We start from the raw sequence: 14,596 nt of genomic DNA on the forward strand, positions 1-14,596 counted from the left end.
TGTGCGGAGAACTAGTGGTCCGAGCCCTTGGCGGTCTCGACGCTCTCGATCTCGCCGTGCTCGCCCTGGGTGACGGAATGCCCGTTGCCGTTGCCGTTGCCGTGCCCGTTGCCGTGGGCCCGCTGCAGCGCGACGGTCTCCTCGGCCGGGTCCGGCGACCAGAACGTGCCCGGGACGGCCTGACCGGCCGAGCCCAGCTTGTTCATCTTCTTCGGCACCGAGGCGCCCTGGTACTCGAGCGGGATCGCGTGGCCGTGGCTGTCGACGCCACCGAGCGGCTGGTGGATCTCGATGAACTCACCGTGCGGCAGCCGCTTGATGATGCCCGTCTCGACGCCGTGCTCCAGCACCTCGCGGTCGGCCCGCTGCAGGCCCAGGCAGAGCCGGTAGGTCAGGTAGTAGGCCACCGGCGGCACGATGAGCACGCCGATGCGGCCCGCCCACGTCGTCGCGTTCAGCGAGATGTCGAAGCTGTCCGCGATGATGTCGTTGAAGCCCGACAGCTCGATGACCATGAAGAAGCCCAGCGCCATCGCGCCCAGCGCCGTGCGGACCGGTGCGTCACGGGGCCGCTGGAGCAGGTTGTGGTGCGCGGTGTCCTTGGACAGCCTCCGCTCGAGGAACGGGTAGGCCAGCAGCAGGCCGATCAGGACCGGCATGCCGATCGCGCCGGGGAAGAACACCGCCGGGATCGTGTAGTTCCCGAGGTAGACCTCCCACGCCGGCCAGATCCGGAGCATGCCGTCGGCCCAGGCCATGTACCAGTCGGGCTGCGAGCCCGCCGACACCTGCGCCGGGTTGTACGGGCCGAAGTTCCACACCGGGTTGATCTGGAACAGGCCCGACATCAGCGCCAGCACACCCACGACCAGGGTGAAGAACGCCCCGCCCTTGAGCGCGAAGTACGGCATGATCCGGACGCCGACGACGTTGGTCTCCTTGCGGCGCACGCCCGGGAACTGCGTGTGCTTCTGGTACCAGACCAGCGCCAGATGCGCTCCGACCAGGGCGAGCATGATGCCCGGCAGCAGCAGGATGTGCAGCGTGTACAGGCGCGGGATGATCTGATCGCCCGGGAACTCGCCGCCGAACAGCGCCCAGTGGATCCAGGTGCCCATCACCGGCACCGAGAGCACGATGCCCGAGAGCGTCGCGCGGATACCGGTACCGGAGAGCAGGTCGTCCGGCAGCGAATAGCCGAAGAAGCCCTCGAAGCAGCCCAGGATCAGCAGCAGCCCGCCGATCACCCAGTTGGCCTCACGCGGGCGCCGGAACGCGCCGGTGAAGAAGATGCGCAGCATGTGCACGGCCATCGCCGCCACGAAGATCAGCGCGGCCCAGTGGTGCAGCTGCCGCATGAACAGGCCACCGCGCACGTCGAACGACAGGTCCAGCGTGGTCGCGAAGGCCCGCGACATCTCCAGGCCCTGCATGTTCTTGAAGCTGCCCTGGTAGACGACCTCCTTCATGGAGGGGTCGAAGAACAGCGTCAGGTACACGCCGGTGAGCAGCAGGATGATGAAGCTGTAGAGCGCGATCTCGCCCAGCAGGAACGACCAGTGGGTCGGGAACACCTTGTTCAGCTGGTGCCGCAGGCCCTTGGCCGCGTGGTACCGCTGGTCCGCGTTGTCCGCGGCCTCGCCCAAAGCCTTCTCGACCGGGTTCGACCCCTTGGTCGGCGTGGTGAGTGAACTCATGACTTACGCTCCCAAAAGGCCGGACCGATGGCCTCGATGAAGTCGCCTCGCGCGATCAAGTATCCCTCTTCGTCCACCGTGATCGGTAGTTGGGCCAGCGGACGGGTCGCCGGGCCGAAAATCGGCTTGGCGTAGTGGAGGGCGTCGAACTGCGACTGGTGGCACGGGCACAGGATCCGGTTGGTCCGCTGCTCGTACAGGGAGGTCGGGCAGCCGACGTGGCTGCAGATCTTCGTGTACGCGTAGAGGTCGCCGAAGTTGAAGTCCTCCTGGCCGGCCCGCTTGACCACCTTGGCGGCGTCGGTCGGGCGCAGGCGGATGAGCATGACCGGGTTGTCGATCCGGGTCAGCGCGGCCGCCAGGGCCTCCTGGTCGTTCCGCTCGGACTCGCGGAACGGGAACACGGTCTCCATCGCGCCGGCGTCGAGGTCCTCGGCCTTGAGCAGGGGAACCTCGGTCTCCTTGCCGTGCTCGACCTCGATGGGCTTGCCGGTGTCGCGGCGCAGGTAGACCTTCTCGCCGGGGTAGTTCGGCAGCCAGCCGGTGTGCCAGAGCGACGCCCGGTTGTCGGTGTCCTTCCACGGGTCCTTGATGAAGGACGCGAGCGGCAGCGCCGCGGCCGCGAGGCCCAGCGCGCCGGCACCGGCGATCGCCGAGCGCTTGACCAGCGACCGGCGGGCGATGGTGCTGCGGCTCCCGGCGTCGGCCAGGTGCGCGAGGATCGTCTGGCGGTCGACCTCGGCCGACCCCTTCCCGTCGCCGTCGTGGCGCTCCTGCACCGCGACCTCGGCGGGCACGAACTTCTTCGTGTACAGGATCACGCCGATGCCGAGGCCGAGGATGGCCAGGCCGAGCGTGAGACCGAGCATCGGGGTGTAGAGGCTGTACCAGAAGTGGCCGCTCTCGTTGTCCGGCGCCTCGTACTGCCACGGCCACCAGATGAGCGAGACGACGAACCCGATCCCGGCCAGTGCGGACAGTCCGAACCAGAACGCCACCAGGCGCTCGGCCCGCTTCTCCGCGCGCGTGCCCTCCACGGGCCACGGGGTCGGGTACTCGACGAGCTCGACGCCGTCGAGCGCGCCGCCCAGCTTGACCAGCTGGTCCCGGTCCATCTCCGCCAGCTCCGCCTCCGTCGGCGGCTTAGGCCCCTCGGCACTCATGCCTTCGATCCAATCCACAACGTCGCGCCGATCAGCGCGGCGATCCCGACGATGAAGGCGATCACGCCCTCGGATGCGGGGCCGACCCCGCCGAGGCCGTTACCACCCGGGTTGTTGTTGCCGTCGGACACCGACTTCACGTAGGCGACGATGTCCTTCTTCTCCTCCGGCGACAGCTGCCGGTCGGAGAACTTCGGCATGTTCTGCGGCCCGGTGAGCATGGCCGTGTAGATCTGCTCTTCGCTGGCCGGGTCCAGGTTCGGCGCGTACTTGCCGGCGGACAGCGCGCCGCCGCGGCCGGTGAAGTTGTGGCACGAAGCGCAGTTGAGGCGGAACAGCTCGCCACCGCGGGCCGGGTCGGAGCCGCGCAGGGCATCGCCCTTCTCGGCGGGACGCTGGGCGCCGCCGCCGTGCGCCTGGATGTAGGCGCCGACCGCGTCGATCTCGGCCTCGCTCAGCTTCGGCGGCTTGCGCTCGACCTGCGCCTCCTGGCGCGAGGCGGGCATGCGGCCCGAAGAAGTCTGGAAGTACACCGCGGCGTCGCCGATGCCGATCAGGCTCGGCCCGCGGTCCTGCACGCCCTCGAGGTTCGCGCCGTGGCACGCGATGCAGGTGTTGTTGTAGACCTGCTCGCCGAGGCGCAGCTGCGCCGGGGTGCCCTGGGCCTGCGCGGTCTGCGGCTCGGGGGCGAACACGGCGTACAGAGCGCCGGCGCCCACCAGCGCGATACCGAGCGCGAGCAGGCCGGCGAACCGCCTCCGCAGCTTCGACCGCGCGCGGTAGCGGCGCTCCGACGATTTGGTGCTGGTGGTCATCTTGCGGCAACCCTTGCTGTCAGTTCAGGCCGATGGTGAAGGTGGTGGCGGCTGGGTGGGACCTACGGAAGGAGGTAGATCACACCGAAGAGGCCGACCCACACGATGTCGACGAAGTGCCAGTAGTAGGACACGACGATCGCCGACGTGGCCTGGGCGGGCGTGAACTTGCTCAGTTTCGTGCGGATGAGCAGGTACACGAAGGCGATGAGCCCGCCGATGACGTGCAGGCCGTGGAACCCGGTCGCGAGGTAGAAGACCGTGCCGAACGGGCCGGACGGGATCGTCATCCCCTCTTCGACGAGGTTGTGGTACTCGTTGGCCTGGCCGCCGACGAAGATCGCGCCCATGATCAACGTGATGATGTACCAGCGGCGGAGTCCGTAGACGTCGCCGCGCTCGGCGGCGAACACGCCGAACTGGCAAGTCAGCGAGGACAGCACGAGGATCACCGTGAACGGGATCGCGTACGCCACGTTGAGGTGGAACGGCTCGTCGTGCAGCGGTGGTGGCCACGCGCCGGTCGAGTTCTGCGCCTTGACGGTGAAGAACATCGCGAAGAGTCCGGCGAAGAACATCAGTTCGCTGGACAGCCACACGATGGTGCCGACACTGACCATGTTCGGCCGGTTCAGCGAGTGAACCCGCTGACTGATGGTGGGAGCTGCCGTTGTCACGTCCCGCATTATGTCCTCCCGCACCGCCGTCCCGCCGGGTGGGTCCACGGCAAGTCGCGTGCGGACCCGATCACACTGGGAGCCCGGGAAGGTGAGGGCTACTCATGGGTTTACTCGGACGGCTGCGTGACCTGGTCAAGAAGCGCGAAAGCGCCGGTCTGACGCCTGATACGCCCGGGTTGAAGATCGTCGCCGAGGCCTTCGACCCGGCCGTCGCCGACTCGGCCGTGCTCGCCGGTTCACCCGCCTGGGTCAGCACGGCACCGGCCGTCCTGCGGCACCACCTGCTCCTCCCGCCGGACCGGCTCGCCGAAGCGGCGTCGATCCTCGCCCAGGACGGCTACGACCTGCGGGAACAGGGGATTTCGGGTGACCTGACCCTGGCGCACGCCGTCCGCGTCCAGGTGCTCGACGCCCTGCACTGCGCCCAGGAACGGTCCCGGATGGCCGGTCTGGCGCAGCGGCTCGGGGGCGACGCGCCGGGCTGGGACGCGCTCCAGCCGGAGGCGCCCGCGTGATGTCGGTCTCGGCCGATACGATCGGGCCCGGACGTGTGGTGACGAGAGTGAGGCGGGCTCAATGGGCGAGCGGTCGATGCGGGTCCTGGTGTTCAGCCACAAGGCGGAGGTGCGCGAGGCGATCGTGAACGCGGTCGGCCGTCGGCCCGCCGCCGACCTGGGCCGCGTGGAGTACGTCGAGGCGGACGGGATCGCCGACGTGCTGTCCGAGGTGGACGCCGGCAACGTCGACCTGGCGATCCTCGACGGCGAAGCGCAGCCGACCGGCGGCATCGGCCTCTGCCGTCAGCTGAAGAGCGAGATCGCCGAATGTCCCCCGATCGTGGTCGCGGTGCGGCGCAAGGACGACCGGTGGCTGGCGACGTGGTCGCAGGCGGACGCCGTGCTGGTGCACCCGCTGGACCCGTTGACCGCCGCGGAGACCGTCGCCGACGTGCTGCGCGCGCGACGGGTCCCCGTCGTGAACGGTTGAGCCCGGTGACCACCCCGGTCCCCCGCACCTGGCCGCCGTTGCTCAAGCAGCTCGTCGCCCGCGTCGACCTGTCCGAAGAGGACACGGCGTGGGCGATGGACCAGATCATGAGCGGCGCGGCGAGCCCGGCCCGGATCGCCGGGTTCGCGGTGGCGCTGCGCGCCAAGGGCGAGACGCCGTCGGAGATCGCGGGCATGGCGGCGACGATGCTGGCGCACGCCAAGCGGGTCGAGCTGGACCGCCCGGCGGTCGACATCGTCGGCACCGGCGGCGACGGCTCGAACTCGGTGAACATCTCGACGATGGCGACGATCGTCACAGCGGCGGCCGGCGCCCCGGTGGCCAAGCACGGCAACCGCAGCGCGTCGTCGAAGTCCGGCGCGGCGGACGTGCTGGAGGCGCTCGGCGTCACGATTTCGCTGCCGCCGGAGGACGTCCGGCGCAGCCTCACCGAGGTCGGTGTGGGGTTCTTCCTGGCGTCGGCGTTCCACCCGGCGCTGCGGCACGCGGGCCCGGTCCGCGGCGAGCTCGGCATCCCGACGACGTTCAACCTGCTCGGCCCGCTGACCAACCCGGCCCAGCCGGGCAGCGCGCTGATCGGCTGCGCGTACGAGGACAAGACGCACGTGCTGGCCGAGGTGTTCGCCCGGCGGGGGACGCGCGCCCTGGTCGTCCGCGGCGACGACGGCCTGGACGAGATCACGACGACGACCACCTCGTCGGTGTGGGTGGTCTCGGACGGAATGGTGACCCGGACGTCGTTCGACCCGGCTTCGGTGGGCATCCCCCGTGCCACGGCGGCCGACCTGCGCGGCGGCGACGCGGCGGCGAACGCCGAGGTGGTCCGCGAGCTGGTGGGCGGCAAGCCCGGCCCGGTCCGCGACGCGGTGCTGATCAACGCGGCCGCGGCACTGGCGGCGTTCACGGGCTTCTCGGGGTCCCTCGAGGACGATCTGCGCAGCGGACTGACGCGGGCGGCCGAGGCCATCGACTCCGGAGCCGCCGCGGCGGTCCTGGACCGCTGGATCGCGTTCGCCTGAGCGCGCTCAGCCGCGGAAGGCCGTCCGGTACGACGTCGGGCTCGTCCCCCGCAGCCGGCTGAACTGGTGGCGCAGCGCCGCCGCCGACGCGTACCCGCAGGCCGTCGCGATGTCCTCCACCGACAGGCGGCCCTCCTCCAGGAGCGCCTGAGCGCGGTCCAGGCGCCGCTCGGTCAGCCAGCGGTGCGGTGTCGTGCCCGTGGCCGCCGAAAACCGCCGCAGGAACGTCCGCTCGCCCAGGCCGCTGCGCCGGGCCAGCTCGGCCACCGTGAACGGCTGGTCCAGCCGCCGCTCGACCCACTCCAGGGACTCCGCCACCACCGAGTCGTCCGGCACGGACGGCACCGGCGCCTGGACGAACTGCGCCTGCCCGCCCGCCCGGAACGGCGCCGCCACCATCCGGCGGGCCAGCGTCGTCGCCGCCGTGACGCCGCGCAGCCGCCGGACGAGGTGCAAGCACAGGTCGACCGCCGCGACCGTGCCCGCGCTCGTCAGGATCCCGCCGTCGTCGGCGTACAGCGCCTGCGTGTCCACCGACGCCGTCGGGAAGCGGGCGCGGAACTCCGCCTCGTACACCCAGTGGACCGTGCAGCGACGGCCGTCGAGCAGGCCCGCGTAGCCCAGCGTGAACACGCCCGCGCAGAACCCCGCGACCCACGCGCCCCGCACCGCCGCGTCGCGCAGGACGTCCAGCACCGGCGCGGGCGGCGGTTCCGTCCGGGGCGCGCACGTCGGCACGATCAGCAGCTCGGCCGACGCCGCGAAGTCCAGGCCGCGAAGCCCGGTCAGCCCGAACCCCGACCAGCTGGCCACCGGCGCCCCCGTGGGCGAGCAGACCCCGAACTCCCAGCCCTCGATGCCGTCGGCGCTGCGGTCGGTGCCGAAGACCTCGCACGCGACCCCCAGCTCGAACGGCGAAACGTGGTCCGCGAGCACCACCGCGACCCGGTTGACGTCCATGCCGGCCAGCATGTCACAAGTTTTGCGGTCGTTGTCATCTCTGACACTGGTTGACCGAGGGCGACCGGACGAACCTGAACGCCATGACGAACTCCGAAACCCGCCCGCTGCTCCAGTGGTCCGCGGCGATGGCGATGTCCGGCACGATCGGCGCCGTCGTCCTCGAGAGCGGCGCGGCCGCGCCGGCTGTGGCCTTCGCCCGCTGCTTCGTCGGCGGGACGCTGCTGGTCCTCTGGTGCCTCGCCCGCGGCTGGCTGCCGGCCTGGCGGCCGTCGAAGCGCGACCTTGGGCTGGCCGTCCTCGGTGGCCTGTTCCTGGTCGGCAACTGGGTGCTGCTGTTCGCGTCCTACGCGCTGTCGTCGATCTCGGTCAGCACGGTCGTCTACCACACCCAGCCGCTCATCCTGGTCGGCCTGGCGGCGGCGTTCCTCGGCGAGAAGGTCGCCAAGAGCCACCTGGTCCGGGCCGCGATCGCGTTCGGCGGCGTGACGCTGATCTCCCTGTCCGCGCACGGCGAGGACGGCAAGCCCGTCCAGCTGGCCGGGATCGGGCTGGCTCTCGGCGCGGCCCTGCTCTACGCCGGCGCGTCCTTCGTCGCGAAGCAGCTGAAGCACATCCGCCCGCACCTGCTCGCGGCCGTGCAGACGACGGTCGGCGCGGTCCTGCTGGCGCCCGTGCTGCTCGTCACGCCGTTGCCGACGGCTCCGCGCGAGCTGCTCTGGCTGGTGCTGCTGGGCACCGTCCACACCGCACTGATGTACGTCCTGATGTACGCGAGCATCGGCAAGCTGCCGACCACGACCGTGGCGCTGCTGTCCTACCTCTACCCGGTGGTCGCCGTGCTGGTGGACATCGCTTTCTACGGCCACCGCCCGACCTGGCCCGAGGCACTGGGGATGCTCGCAGTACTGGCCGCCGCGCTGAGTCCTCAGCGGGGCGGCCAGTCAGCGAAGACAGTGTCCGATCGAAAGCGGCGGGTCAGTCGTGCGACGGACCCGTGTGGTACTCGAACACCAGCCCGCCGATCGTGATGAGCAGCGCGACCAGCGCGATCACGAGCAGCCAGATGTGGAAGAACGCCAGCGCCAGCGCGGCGAGCGCCGCGGTGGCCGCCATGGAGACCGGCCAGTAGCTGCCCGGGCTGAAGAAGCCCAGCTCGCCGGCACCATCGCTGATCTCGGCGTCCTCGCGGTCTTCCGGGCGCGGTTCGATGCGCCGGGCGACGAACTGCATGTAGCTGCCCGCGAGGAACGCCAGGCCACCGGTCAGGAACAGCGAGACGATGCCCACCGGCTCGGGCCCGTGGGTGGCGGCCAGCGCGGTCCACACCCAGTACACCGCCGCCATGAACACGGCGAAGGTCGCCACGATGAAGAAGATGCGGGCTTCGGCCTTCATGGGTCTTTCCCTACTCCCTGTGTGACTGCGGCGTCAGTTGGACGCGCTGCGCGCTGTGCGGTCGGTGTTGAACGGCTGGGTGGTCACCGCGTGCGGGGTGCACAGCTCGCCGCAGTTCATCTTCGAAAGCGCCTCGGACGCGGTGAACGTCTGGCCGGTGGCCGGGTTCACCTGCTTGCGCAGCGCGATGTACGCGTCGTACTTGTCCGGCGACAGCGCGCGGACCTCGAAGTTCATCACCGAGTGGTAGGTACCGCACAGCTCCGCGCACCGGCCGACGAAGGAGCCTTCGCGGTCGATCGTGTTCTGGAAGGAGCTGTCCTGGTTGTTCTTGTCCGGGTTCGGCATGACGTCCCGCTTGAAGTTGAACTCCGGGACCCAGAACGAGTGGATGACGTCGGTGGAGATCAGGTCGTACTGGATGACCTTGCCGACCGGGAGCACCAGCAGCGGGATCTCGCCGGACGAGCCGACCGTGCTGACCTGGCCGCTGCCGTCGGGCTTCGCCGCGTTCGCGTCCTCGTACTTGAACTCCCAGTTCCACTGGAAGGCCACGATCTGGACCTTGACGTCCGGGTTCGGGACCTTGTCCAGGACCTTCGACTCCGTCGTCGCGGTGAAGAAGAACAGGACGCAGACCATGATCGTCGGGACGACGACCGTGAACAGCTCGAGCGGGATGTTGTACTGGAACTGCCGGGGCAGCTCCTCCGGCTCGCCGTCGGCCGTCTTCTTCTTGCGGTGGAACGTCGCGGTCCAGAAGATCAGGGCCCACACGATGGCGCCGACGACCAGCGCGGCCACCACGGTCCAGGTCCACAGCGTGCGCATCTCGTCGGCCTGGCGCGTGACGCCCACCGGCCAGCCGAACCGCAGGATCTCGTCGCCGGAGCAGCCCGTCGCGGTCAGCGCGACCAGCACGGCCAACGCGGCTACGCGCACGGTCCGCTTCCCCAGGGTGCGCTTGGGTTGTCCCACTGCGCCTCGCCCTTTCACCCAGAGCCTCCTACGACAGATCTTTGTGACAGGCCGGAGCCTAGCCGAGTTCACGCTCCCCGCTGACCAAGGGGTAACCGATGACGCGCGTGGTACTCGCCACGGCGTGCCCGGCATACTGGGCGCTCCCCAGCCCCACGAAGACCCTGAAGGTGTGTGAGTACCCGTGTGCGGCCTGCTTGGACTGATCTGCGCGACCGAGACCGGCGCGGCGAACGCGCGTGACGCCGTCGGCGCGGCCATGCGCTGCCAGCGCCACCGCGGCCCCGACGAGCAGGACACCTGGGCCGACGCCGAGGTCGTCTACGGCTTCAACCGGCTCGCCTTCATCGACGTCGAGCACGCCCACCAGCCGCTGGTCTGGGGGCCGCCGGAGGCGCCGGGCCGCTACACGATGAACTTCAACGGCGAGATCTACAACTACCTGGAGCTGCGGGCCGAGCTGGCCGAGCAGCACGGGGCGAAGTTCGAGACCGAGGGCGACGGCGAGGCCATCGTCGCGGGCTTCCACTACCTGGGTGCCGACTGGGTCAAGCGGCTGCGCGGGATGTTCGCCTTCATGATCTGGGACTCCCAGGAGAAGCGGGTCTTCGGCGCGCGCGACCCGTTCGGCATCAAGCCGCTCTTCTACTCGGCCGGCCCCGGCGGGGTGGCGTTCTCCAGCGAGAAGAAGAGCCTGCTGGAGCTGTCGGACGTCCTCGGCGTCGCGCAGGAGCTGGACCGCAAGGCCCTGCAGCACTACCTCGTCCTGCAGTACGTGCCCGAGCCGGAGTCGCTGCACACCGCGATCCGCCGCGTCGAGTCCGGCACGTCGTTCGAGGTCGCCCCCGGCGGCGAGGTGGCGTTCACCCGCTACTTCCACCCGCAGTTCACCGCGAAGCCGGTGAACACCCAGGCCGAGGCCGAGGAGCTGCACCAGCGCATCGCCGATGTGATGCGCGACTCGGTCGGCAAGCACATGATCTCCGACCCGGACGTCACCGTCGGCGCGTTCCTCTCCGGCGGCATCGACTCCACGGCCACCGCCACGCTGGCCAAGGAGCACAACCCGAACCTGATCGCGTTCACCACCGGGTTCGAGCGCGAGGGCTACTCCGAGGTCGACGTCGCCGCCGAGTCGGCCGCCGCGATCGGCGTGAAGCACGTGGTCCGGACGGTGTCGGCGGACGAGATGATGGAGGCGCTGCCGCTCATCGTCTGGTACCTCGACGACCCGGTGGCCGACCCGGCGCTGGTCCCGCTGTGGTTCATCGCCCGCGAGGCCCGCAAGCACGTCAAGGCGGTGCTGTCCGGCGAGGGCGCGGACGAGCTGTTCGGCGGCTACACGATCTACGGCGAGCCGATCTCGCTGGCACCGTTCGAGAAGATCCCGGGCGGCATGCGGAAGCTGATCGGCAAGGTCTCCACGAAGATCCCGGAGGGCACCCGCGGCAAGGACCTGCTGCGCCGCGGCGCGCTGCCGCTGGAGGACCGCTACTACGGCAACGCCCGCAACTTCCGCGACGACCAGCTGCGCAACGTGCTGAAGACCTACCAGGAAGGCGTCGGCTTCAAGGACGTCACGGCGCCCTGGTACGACGTCTCGCGCGGCTGGGACCCGGTGGCCCGCATGCAGCACGTCGACCTCTACACGTGGCTGCGCGGCGACATCCTGGTCAAGGCCGACAAGGTGACCATGGCGAACTCGCTGGAGCTGCGGGTGCCGTTCCTCGACGCCGAGGTGTTCAAGGTCGCGGCGTCGATCCCGCTGGACCAGAAGCTGGCCCACGGCACCACGAAGTACGCGCTGCGCCAGGCGCTGGCCAAGATCATCCCGGCGCACGTGCTGAACCGCCGCAAGCTCGGGTTCCCGGTGCCGATCCGGCTGTGGCTGCGCAACGAGATGTACGACTGGGCCAAGGGCATCATCTCGGATTCGAAGACCGAGGAGCTGCTGGACAAGAAGGCGATCCTGGCGCTGCTCGAGGAGCACAAGGCGGGTCAGCTGGACCGCAGCCGCCAGCTGTGGGCGCTGATCGTGTTCATGCTCTGGCACGGCATCTTCGTCGAGCACCGCATCAAGCCCGAGATCCCGGAGCCGGTGTACCCGGTCAAGCTCTGAGCTCCGCCGCGGCCGGTCGTGAGTGGGAAACAGGGTTAGAACACTGTTTCCCACTCACGACCACGGGCGTCAGGCGGGCAGGACCGCCGAGATCTCGTCCGCCGCGTCCGGGCCGAAGGCCTCGCCGATGCGGGCCAGCGCGTCCGCGCGGTCGAACGTCCACTCCTGGGTGCCCACGGTCTCCAGCACCAGCACCGCGATCAGCGAGCCGAGCTGGGCCGCGCGCTCGACGTTCAAGCCGCCGTCGAGACCCGCCAGGAAGCCCGCGCGGAAGCCGTCGCCGACGCCCGTCGGGTCGGCCTTCGCGCGCTCGGGGACCGCGCCGATCTGCAGGGCGACGAAGTCCTTGCCGACGATCTCGACGCCCTTCTCGCCCAGCGTCGTGATCCGCAGGCCGACCTGGTCGAGCACGTCGGCCTCGGTCCAGCCCGTCTTCTGGAGCAGCAGCTCCCACTCGTAGTCGTTGCTGAAGAGGTACTTCGCGCCGGCCACGAACGCCCGCGCCTGCTCGCCGCTCATCCGCGCCAGCTGCTGCGACGGGTCGACGGCGAACTCGTACCCGCGCTGGCGGCACTCCTCGGCGTGGCGGACCATGCCCTCCGGGTCGTCCGGGCTGATCAGCACCAGGCTGAGCGTGCCGGCGCGCTCGGCGATGGGCTGCAGCTCGATGTTGCGGGACTCGGCCATCGCGCCGGCGTAGAACGTCGCGATCTGGCAGAGGTCCTCGTCGGTCGTGCAGACGAACCGCGCGGTGTGCGCGACCTCCGAGACGTGCACCCCGGACGTGTCGACGCCGTGCCGCTCCAGCCAGGACCGGTAGTCCGCGAAGTCGGCGCCCACCGCGCCCACGAGCACCGGCTGCACACCGAGCACCCCGAGACCGAAGGCGATGTTCGCGCCGATGCCGCCGCGCCGGACCACGAGGTCGTCGGCGAGGAAGCTCAGCGAAACCCGGTGCAGCTGCTCGGCGACCAGCTGCTCCGCGAACCTGCCCGGGAAGTGCATCAGGTGGTCGGTTGCGATACTGCCGGACACTGCGATCCTGGCCTTGTCTGCCACCGCTGCTCCTTGTGTGGTCGACCTCACGGCAAATGGCACGAAGTTACCCCCGGGTCATGACCCAACCGGGTAGTTCGCGCACGCCCAGCCGACACTACCGGCTGGTACTCCTTCTCCAGTCGAGAGCGGCTCAATAGCGTTACGAATCGTGAACGCCGTCACCGAACCCGAGACCCTGTCCGAGCTGATCGCCGACTGCGCGCTCATCCCGGCGACGCTCCAGGCGGAAGACCTCCCGCTGCCCCGTGTCACGGCCAAGCCGTGGCAGGTCGACGAGGCGTGCCACGCGCAGGTCGCGGAGCTCGACGCCTACGTGTAAGCCCCCTCGAGAACGGAAAAGGCCCCGCCCTCCGAACGGAGGCGGGGCCTTTTCGCGTGGCGCTGTGGACTCAGTGGAACGAGTCGCCGCAGGCGCAGGAGCCGGTGGCGTTCGGGTTGTCGATCGTGAAGCCCTGCTTCTCGATCGTGTCCACGAAGTCGATGACGGCTTCCGACACGTACGGCGCGCTCATCCGGTCGACGGCGACCTTGAGGCCGTCGAAGTCGCGGAACAGGTCGCCGTCGAGCGAGCGCTCGTCGAAGAACAGCTGGTAGCGCAGGCCCGCACAGCCACCGGGCTGGACGGCGATGCGCAGGTGCATGTCGTCGCGGCCCTCCTGCTCGAGCAGGGCCTTCGCCTTGGAAGCCGCGGTGTCGGTCAGCGTGACGCCGTGGGTTTCTTCGGCGGTCTCGGCCTGCGTCGCGCCGGCGTGCTCAGCGGTCGTCATGGCACTCCCTCTAAGTTCGAACTCACTGCGGATACTCCTCGTGCTGAGCGTTCAACACCCGGAGCGTCCGTTCTGTTCCCCCACCATGGTCGCACATCGATCGACCTGGTGAACGGCGGCGTGACGCCTGCAATACCCTGGTGAGGTGAGGTTCCTGCGCCGAAGCACCACAGACACCGCCGCCGACGAGCCGGAAGCGACGGAAGCCGTCGACGTCAGCGGCAAGTCGTACACGCCCGGTAAGGGCAAGGCTACGCCGAAGCGACGCGACGCCGAGGCGAAGCGGCGCGGCCCGGTGGCCCCGCCGCCCACCTCCATGCGCGAGGCGATGAAGCGCAACAAGGAGCTCCGCAAGACGAACCCGCAGACGAAGGAAGACCGCCGCGCGGCGGCCAAGCTCCGCCGCGACCGCATGATGGCGGGCGACGACAAGTACCTGCTCCCGCGCGACCGCGGCCCGGTGAAGGCGTACGTCCGCGACCTGGTCGACACGCGGCGCAACCTCCTCGGCCTGTTCATGCCGCTGGCGATCCTGGTGTTCCTGGCCCTGCTGGTGCCGCTGCCCCAGGTCCAGTCGTACATCACGCTGCTGTGCACGGCGATGCTGCTGGTGATGGCGATCGAGGGCTTCGTGAACGGCCGCAAGATCGCGAAGCTGGCGCGGGAGAAGTTCCCGAAGGAGGCGATCGCGGGCCGCTCGATCGGCTGGTACGCGTTCGTCCGGGCCTCCCAGATCCGGCGGCTGCGGGTGCCTAAGCCGCGGCTGAAGCCGGGGGATCCGATCCCGAACTGAGCGGTTCTTGAGAAGCCGGGTGGAGCGAGCCTCCACCCGGCTTCTTGCTGCACGCGATAGAGTGTCGAATCAGGATCAGCCGCGTTTGCTGCTGATGCAGCGCCTCGCTGACCTGCTGACAGCCCAGGTCACCCGGGAAC

16 protein-coding genes are annotated in these 14,596 nt (G+C 69.7%); 7 read left to right on the forward strand and 9 right to left on the reverse strand.

Going from position 1 to position 14,596, the window contains the following annotated elements:
• Nucleotides 1-11 precede the first annotated feature (11 nt).
• The 4 genes from qcrB to ctaE all read right to left on the reverse strand — a co-directional run bounded on the left by qcrB (nucleotide 12) and on the right by ctaE (nucleotide 4,361).
• Complete coding sequence (gene qcrB / locus ACZ7PG_RS11275; protein WP_470238921.1) at nucleotides 12-1,697, reverse strand: cytochrome bc1 complex cytochrome b subunit; 1,686 nt, start codon at nucleotides 1,695-1,697, stop codon at nucleotides 12-14.
• The gene (gene qcrA / locus ACZ7PG_RS11280; protein WP_470238922.1) at nucleotides 1,694-2,860 is read right to left on the reverse strand and encodes a cytochrome bc1 complex Rieske iron-sulfur subunit; all 1,167 of its coding nucleotides are present in this window, start codon (nucleotides 2,858-2,860) and stop codon (nucleotides 1,694-1,696) included. Before qcrA ends, qcrB begins: the two co-directional genes overlap by 4 nt.
• A complete protein-coding gene (gene qcrC / locus ACZ7PG_RS11285; protein WP_470238923.1) occupies nucleotides 2,857-3,675 on the reverse strand; it encodes a cytochrome bc1 complex diheme cytochrome c subunit in 819 nt (272 codons plus the stop codon). Before qcrC ends, qcrA begins: the two co-directional genes overlap by 4 nt.
• A gap of 62 nt (nucleotides 3,676-3,737) precedes the next feature.
• Nucleotides 3,738-4,361 carry an aa3-type cytochrome oxidase subunit III gene (gene ctaE / locus ACZ7PG_RS11290; RefSeq protein ID WP_470238924.1) on the reverse strand — a complete coding sequence of 208 codons (624 nt, stop codon included), beginning with the start codon at nucleotides 4,359-4,361 and terminating at the stop codon, nucleotides 3,738-3,740.
• A gap of 95 nt (nucleotides 4,362-4,456) precedes the next feature.
• On the opposite strand from ctaE, the gene ACZ7PG_RS11295 reads away from it, so the two are divergent.
• The 3 genes from ACZ7PG_RS11295 (at nucleotide 4,457) to trpD (ending at nucleotide 6,382) form a co-directional block, all read left to right on the forward strand.
• On the forward strand, nucleotides 4,457-4,870 hold the full coding sequence (locus ACZ7PG_RS11295; protein WP_470238925.1) for a hypothetical protein: 414 nt from the start codon (nucleotides 4,457-4,459) through the stop codon (nucleotides 4,868-4,870).
• Between the two features lie 61 nt (nucleotides 4,871-4,931).
• On the forward strand, nucleotides 4,932-5,342 hold the full coding sequence (locus ACZ7PG_RS11300) for a response regulator (protein ID WP_470238926.1): 411 nt from the start codon (nucleotides 4,932-4,934) through the stop codon (nucleotides 5,340-5,342).
• A gap of 5 nt (nucleotides 5,343-5,347) precedes the next feature.
• On the forward strand, nucleotides 5,348-6,382 hold the full coding sequence (gene trpD / locus ACZ7PG_RS11305) for an anthranilate phosphoribosyltransferase (protein ID WP_470238927.1): 1,035 nt from the start codon (nucleotides 5,348-5,350) through the stop codon (nucleotides 6,380-6,382).
• Between the two features lie 6 nt (nucleotides 6,383-6,388).
• On the opposite strand, the gene ACZ7PG_RS11310 is transcribed toward trpD, so the two are convergent.
• Nucleotides 6,389-7,342 (reverse strand): GlxA family transcriptional regulator, encoded by a 954-nt coding sequence (locus ACZ7PG_RS11310; RefSeq protein ID WP_470239044.1) that lies wholly within the window; start codon nucleotides 7,340-7,342, stop codon nucleotides 6,389-6,391.
• A gap of 83 nt (nucleotides 7,343-7,425) precedes the next feature.
• Here ACZ7PG_RS11310 and ACZ7PG_RS11315 point away from each other — a divergent pair, with 83 nt between their 5' ends.
• Complete coding sequence (locus tag ACZ7PG_RS11315; RefSeq protein WP_470238928.1) at nucleotides 7,426-8,373, forward strand: DMT family transporter; 948 nt, start codon at nucleotides 7,426-7,428, stop codon at nucleotides 8,371-8,373.
• On the opposite strand, the gene ACZ7PG_RS11320 is transcribed toward ACZ7PG_RS11315, so the two are convergent.
• Nucleotides 8,321-8,740 (reverse strand): cytochrome c oxidase subunit 4, encoded by a 420-nt coding sequence (locus ACZ7PG_RS11320; protein ID WP_470238929.1) that lies wholly within the window; start codon nucleotides 8,738-8,740, stop codon nucleotides 8,321-8,323. The two genes, ACZ7PG_RS11315 and ACZ7PG_RS11320, sit on opposite strands and share 53 nt — an antisense overlap.
• 33 nt (nucleotides 8,741-8,773) lie before the next feature.
• On the reverse strand, nucleotides 8,774-9,718 hold the full coding sequence (ctaC, locus tag ACZ7PG_RS11325; protein ID WP_470238930.1) for an aa3-type cytochrome oxidase subunit II: 945 nt from the start codon (nucleotides 9,716-9,718) through the stop codon (nucleotides 8,774-8,776).
• A gap of 184 nt (nucleotides 9,719-9,902) precedes the next feature.
• Here ctaC and asnB point away from each other — a divergent pair, with 184 nt between their 5' ends.
• Nucleotides 9,903-11,837 (forward strand): asparagine synthase (glutamine-hydrolyzing), encoded by a 1,935-nt coding sequence (asnB, locus tag ACZ7PG_RS11330; protein WP_470238931.1) that lies wholly within the window; start codon nucleotides 9,903-9,905, stop codon nucleotides 11,835-11,837.
• Nucleotides 11,838-11,906: 69 nt separating this feature from the next.
• Here asnB and ACZ7PG_RS11335 read toward each other — a convergent pair whose 3' ends face one another.
• Complete coding sequence (locus ACZ7PG_RS11335; protein WP_470238932.1) at nucleotides 11,907-12,896, reverse strand: carbohydrate kinase family protein; 990 nt, start codon at nucleotides 12,894-12,896, stop codon at nucleotides 11,907-11,909.
• A 148-nt stretch (nucleotides 12,897-13,044) separates the two neighbouring features.
• Here ACZ7PG_RS11335 and ACZ7PG_RS11340 point away from each other — a divergent pair, with 148 nt between their 5' ends.
• Nucleotides 13,045-13,215 (forward strand): hypothetical protein, encoded by a 171-nt coding sequence (locus ACZ7PG_RS11340; protein WP_470238933.1) that lies wholly within the window; start codon nucleotides 13,045-13,047, stop codon nucleotides 13,213-13,215.
• Between the two features lie 70 nt (nucleotides 13,216-13,285).
• On the opposite strand, the gene ACZ7PG_RS11345 is transcribed toward ACZ7PG_RS11340, so the two are convergent.
• Nucleotides 13,286-13,663 (reverse strand): HesB/IscA family protein, encoded by a 378-nt coding sequence (locus tag ACZ7PG_RS11345; RefSeq protein ID WP_470238934.1) that lies wholly within the window; start codon nucleotides 13,661-13,663, stop codon nucleotides 13,286-13,288.
• Nucleotides 13,664-13,808: 145 nt separating this feature from the next.
• Here ACZ7PG_RS11345 and ACZ7PG_RS11350 point away from each other — a divergent pair, with 145 nt between their 5' ends.
• A complete protein-coding gene (locus tag ACZ7PG_RS11350) occupies nucleotides 13,809-14,456 on the forward strand; it encodes a DUF3043 domain-containing protein (RefSeq protein ID WP_470238935.1) in 648 nt (215 codons plus the stop codon).
• The last annotated feature ends 140 nt before the right edge of the window (nucleotides 14,457-14,596 follow it).

This window comes from Amycolatopsis sp. NPDC114504 (genome assembly GCF_055633595.1).

Bases quoted from the DNA above. Each gene is read 5' to 3' on its own strand.
- qcrA (WP_470238922.1), bottom strand. From the start codon at position 2,860: ATGAGTGCCGAGGGGCCTAAGCCGCCGACGGAGGCGGAGCTGGCGGAG.
- ACZ7PG_RS11300 (WP_470238926.1), top strand. From the start codon at position 4,932: ATGGGCGAGCGGTCGATGCGGGTCCTGGTGTTCAGCCACAAGGCGGAG.
- ACZ7PG_RS11345 (WP_470238934.1), bottom strand. From the start codon at position 13,663: ATGACGACCGCTGAGCACGCCGGCGCGACGCAGGCCGAGACCGCCGAA.
- ACZ7PG_RS11315 (WP_470238928.1), top strand. From the start codon at position 7,426: ATGACGAACTCCGAAACCCGCCCGCTGCTCCAGTGGTCCGCGGCGATG.
- ctaE (WP_470238924.1), bottom strand. From the start codon at position 4,361: ATGCGGGACGTGACAACGGCAGCTCCCACCATCAGTCAGCGGGTTCAC.
- qcrC (WP_470238923.1), bottom strand. From the start codon at position 3,675: ATGACCACCAGCACCAAATCGTCGGAGCGCCGCTACCGCGCGCGGTCG.
- ACZ7PG_RS11295 (WP_470238925.1), top strand. From the start codon at position 4,457: ATGGGTTTACTCGGACGGCTGCGTGACCTGGTCAAGAAGCGCGAAAGC.
- qcrB (WP_470238921.1), bottom strand. From the start codon at position 1,697: ATGAGTTCACTCACCACGCCGACCAAGGGGTCGAACCCGGTCGAGAAG.
- ACZ7PG_RS11310 (WP_470239044.1), bottom strand. From the start codon at position 7,342: ATGGACGTCAACCGGGTCGCGGTGGTGCTCGCGGACCACGTTTCGCCG.
- ACZ7PG_RS11320 (WP_470238929.1), bottom strand. From the start codon at position 8,740: ATGAAGGCCGAAGCCCGCATCTTCTTCATCGTGGCGACCTTCGCCGTG.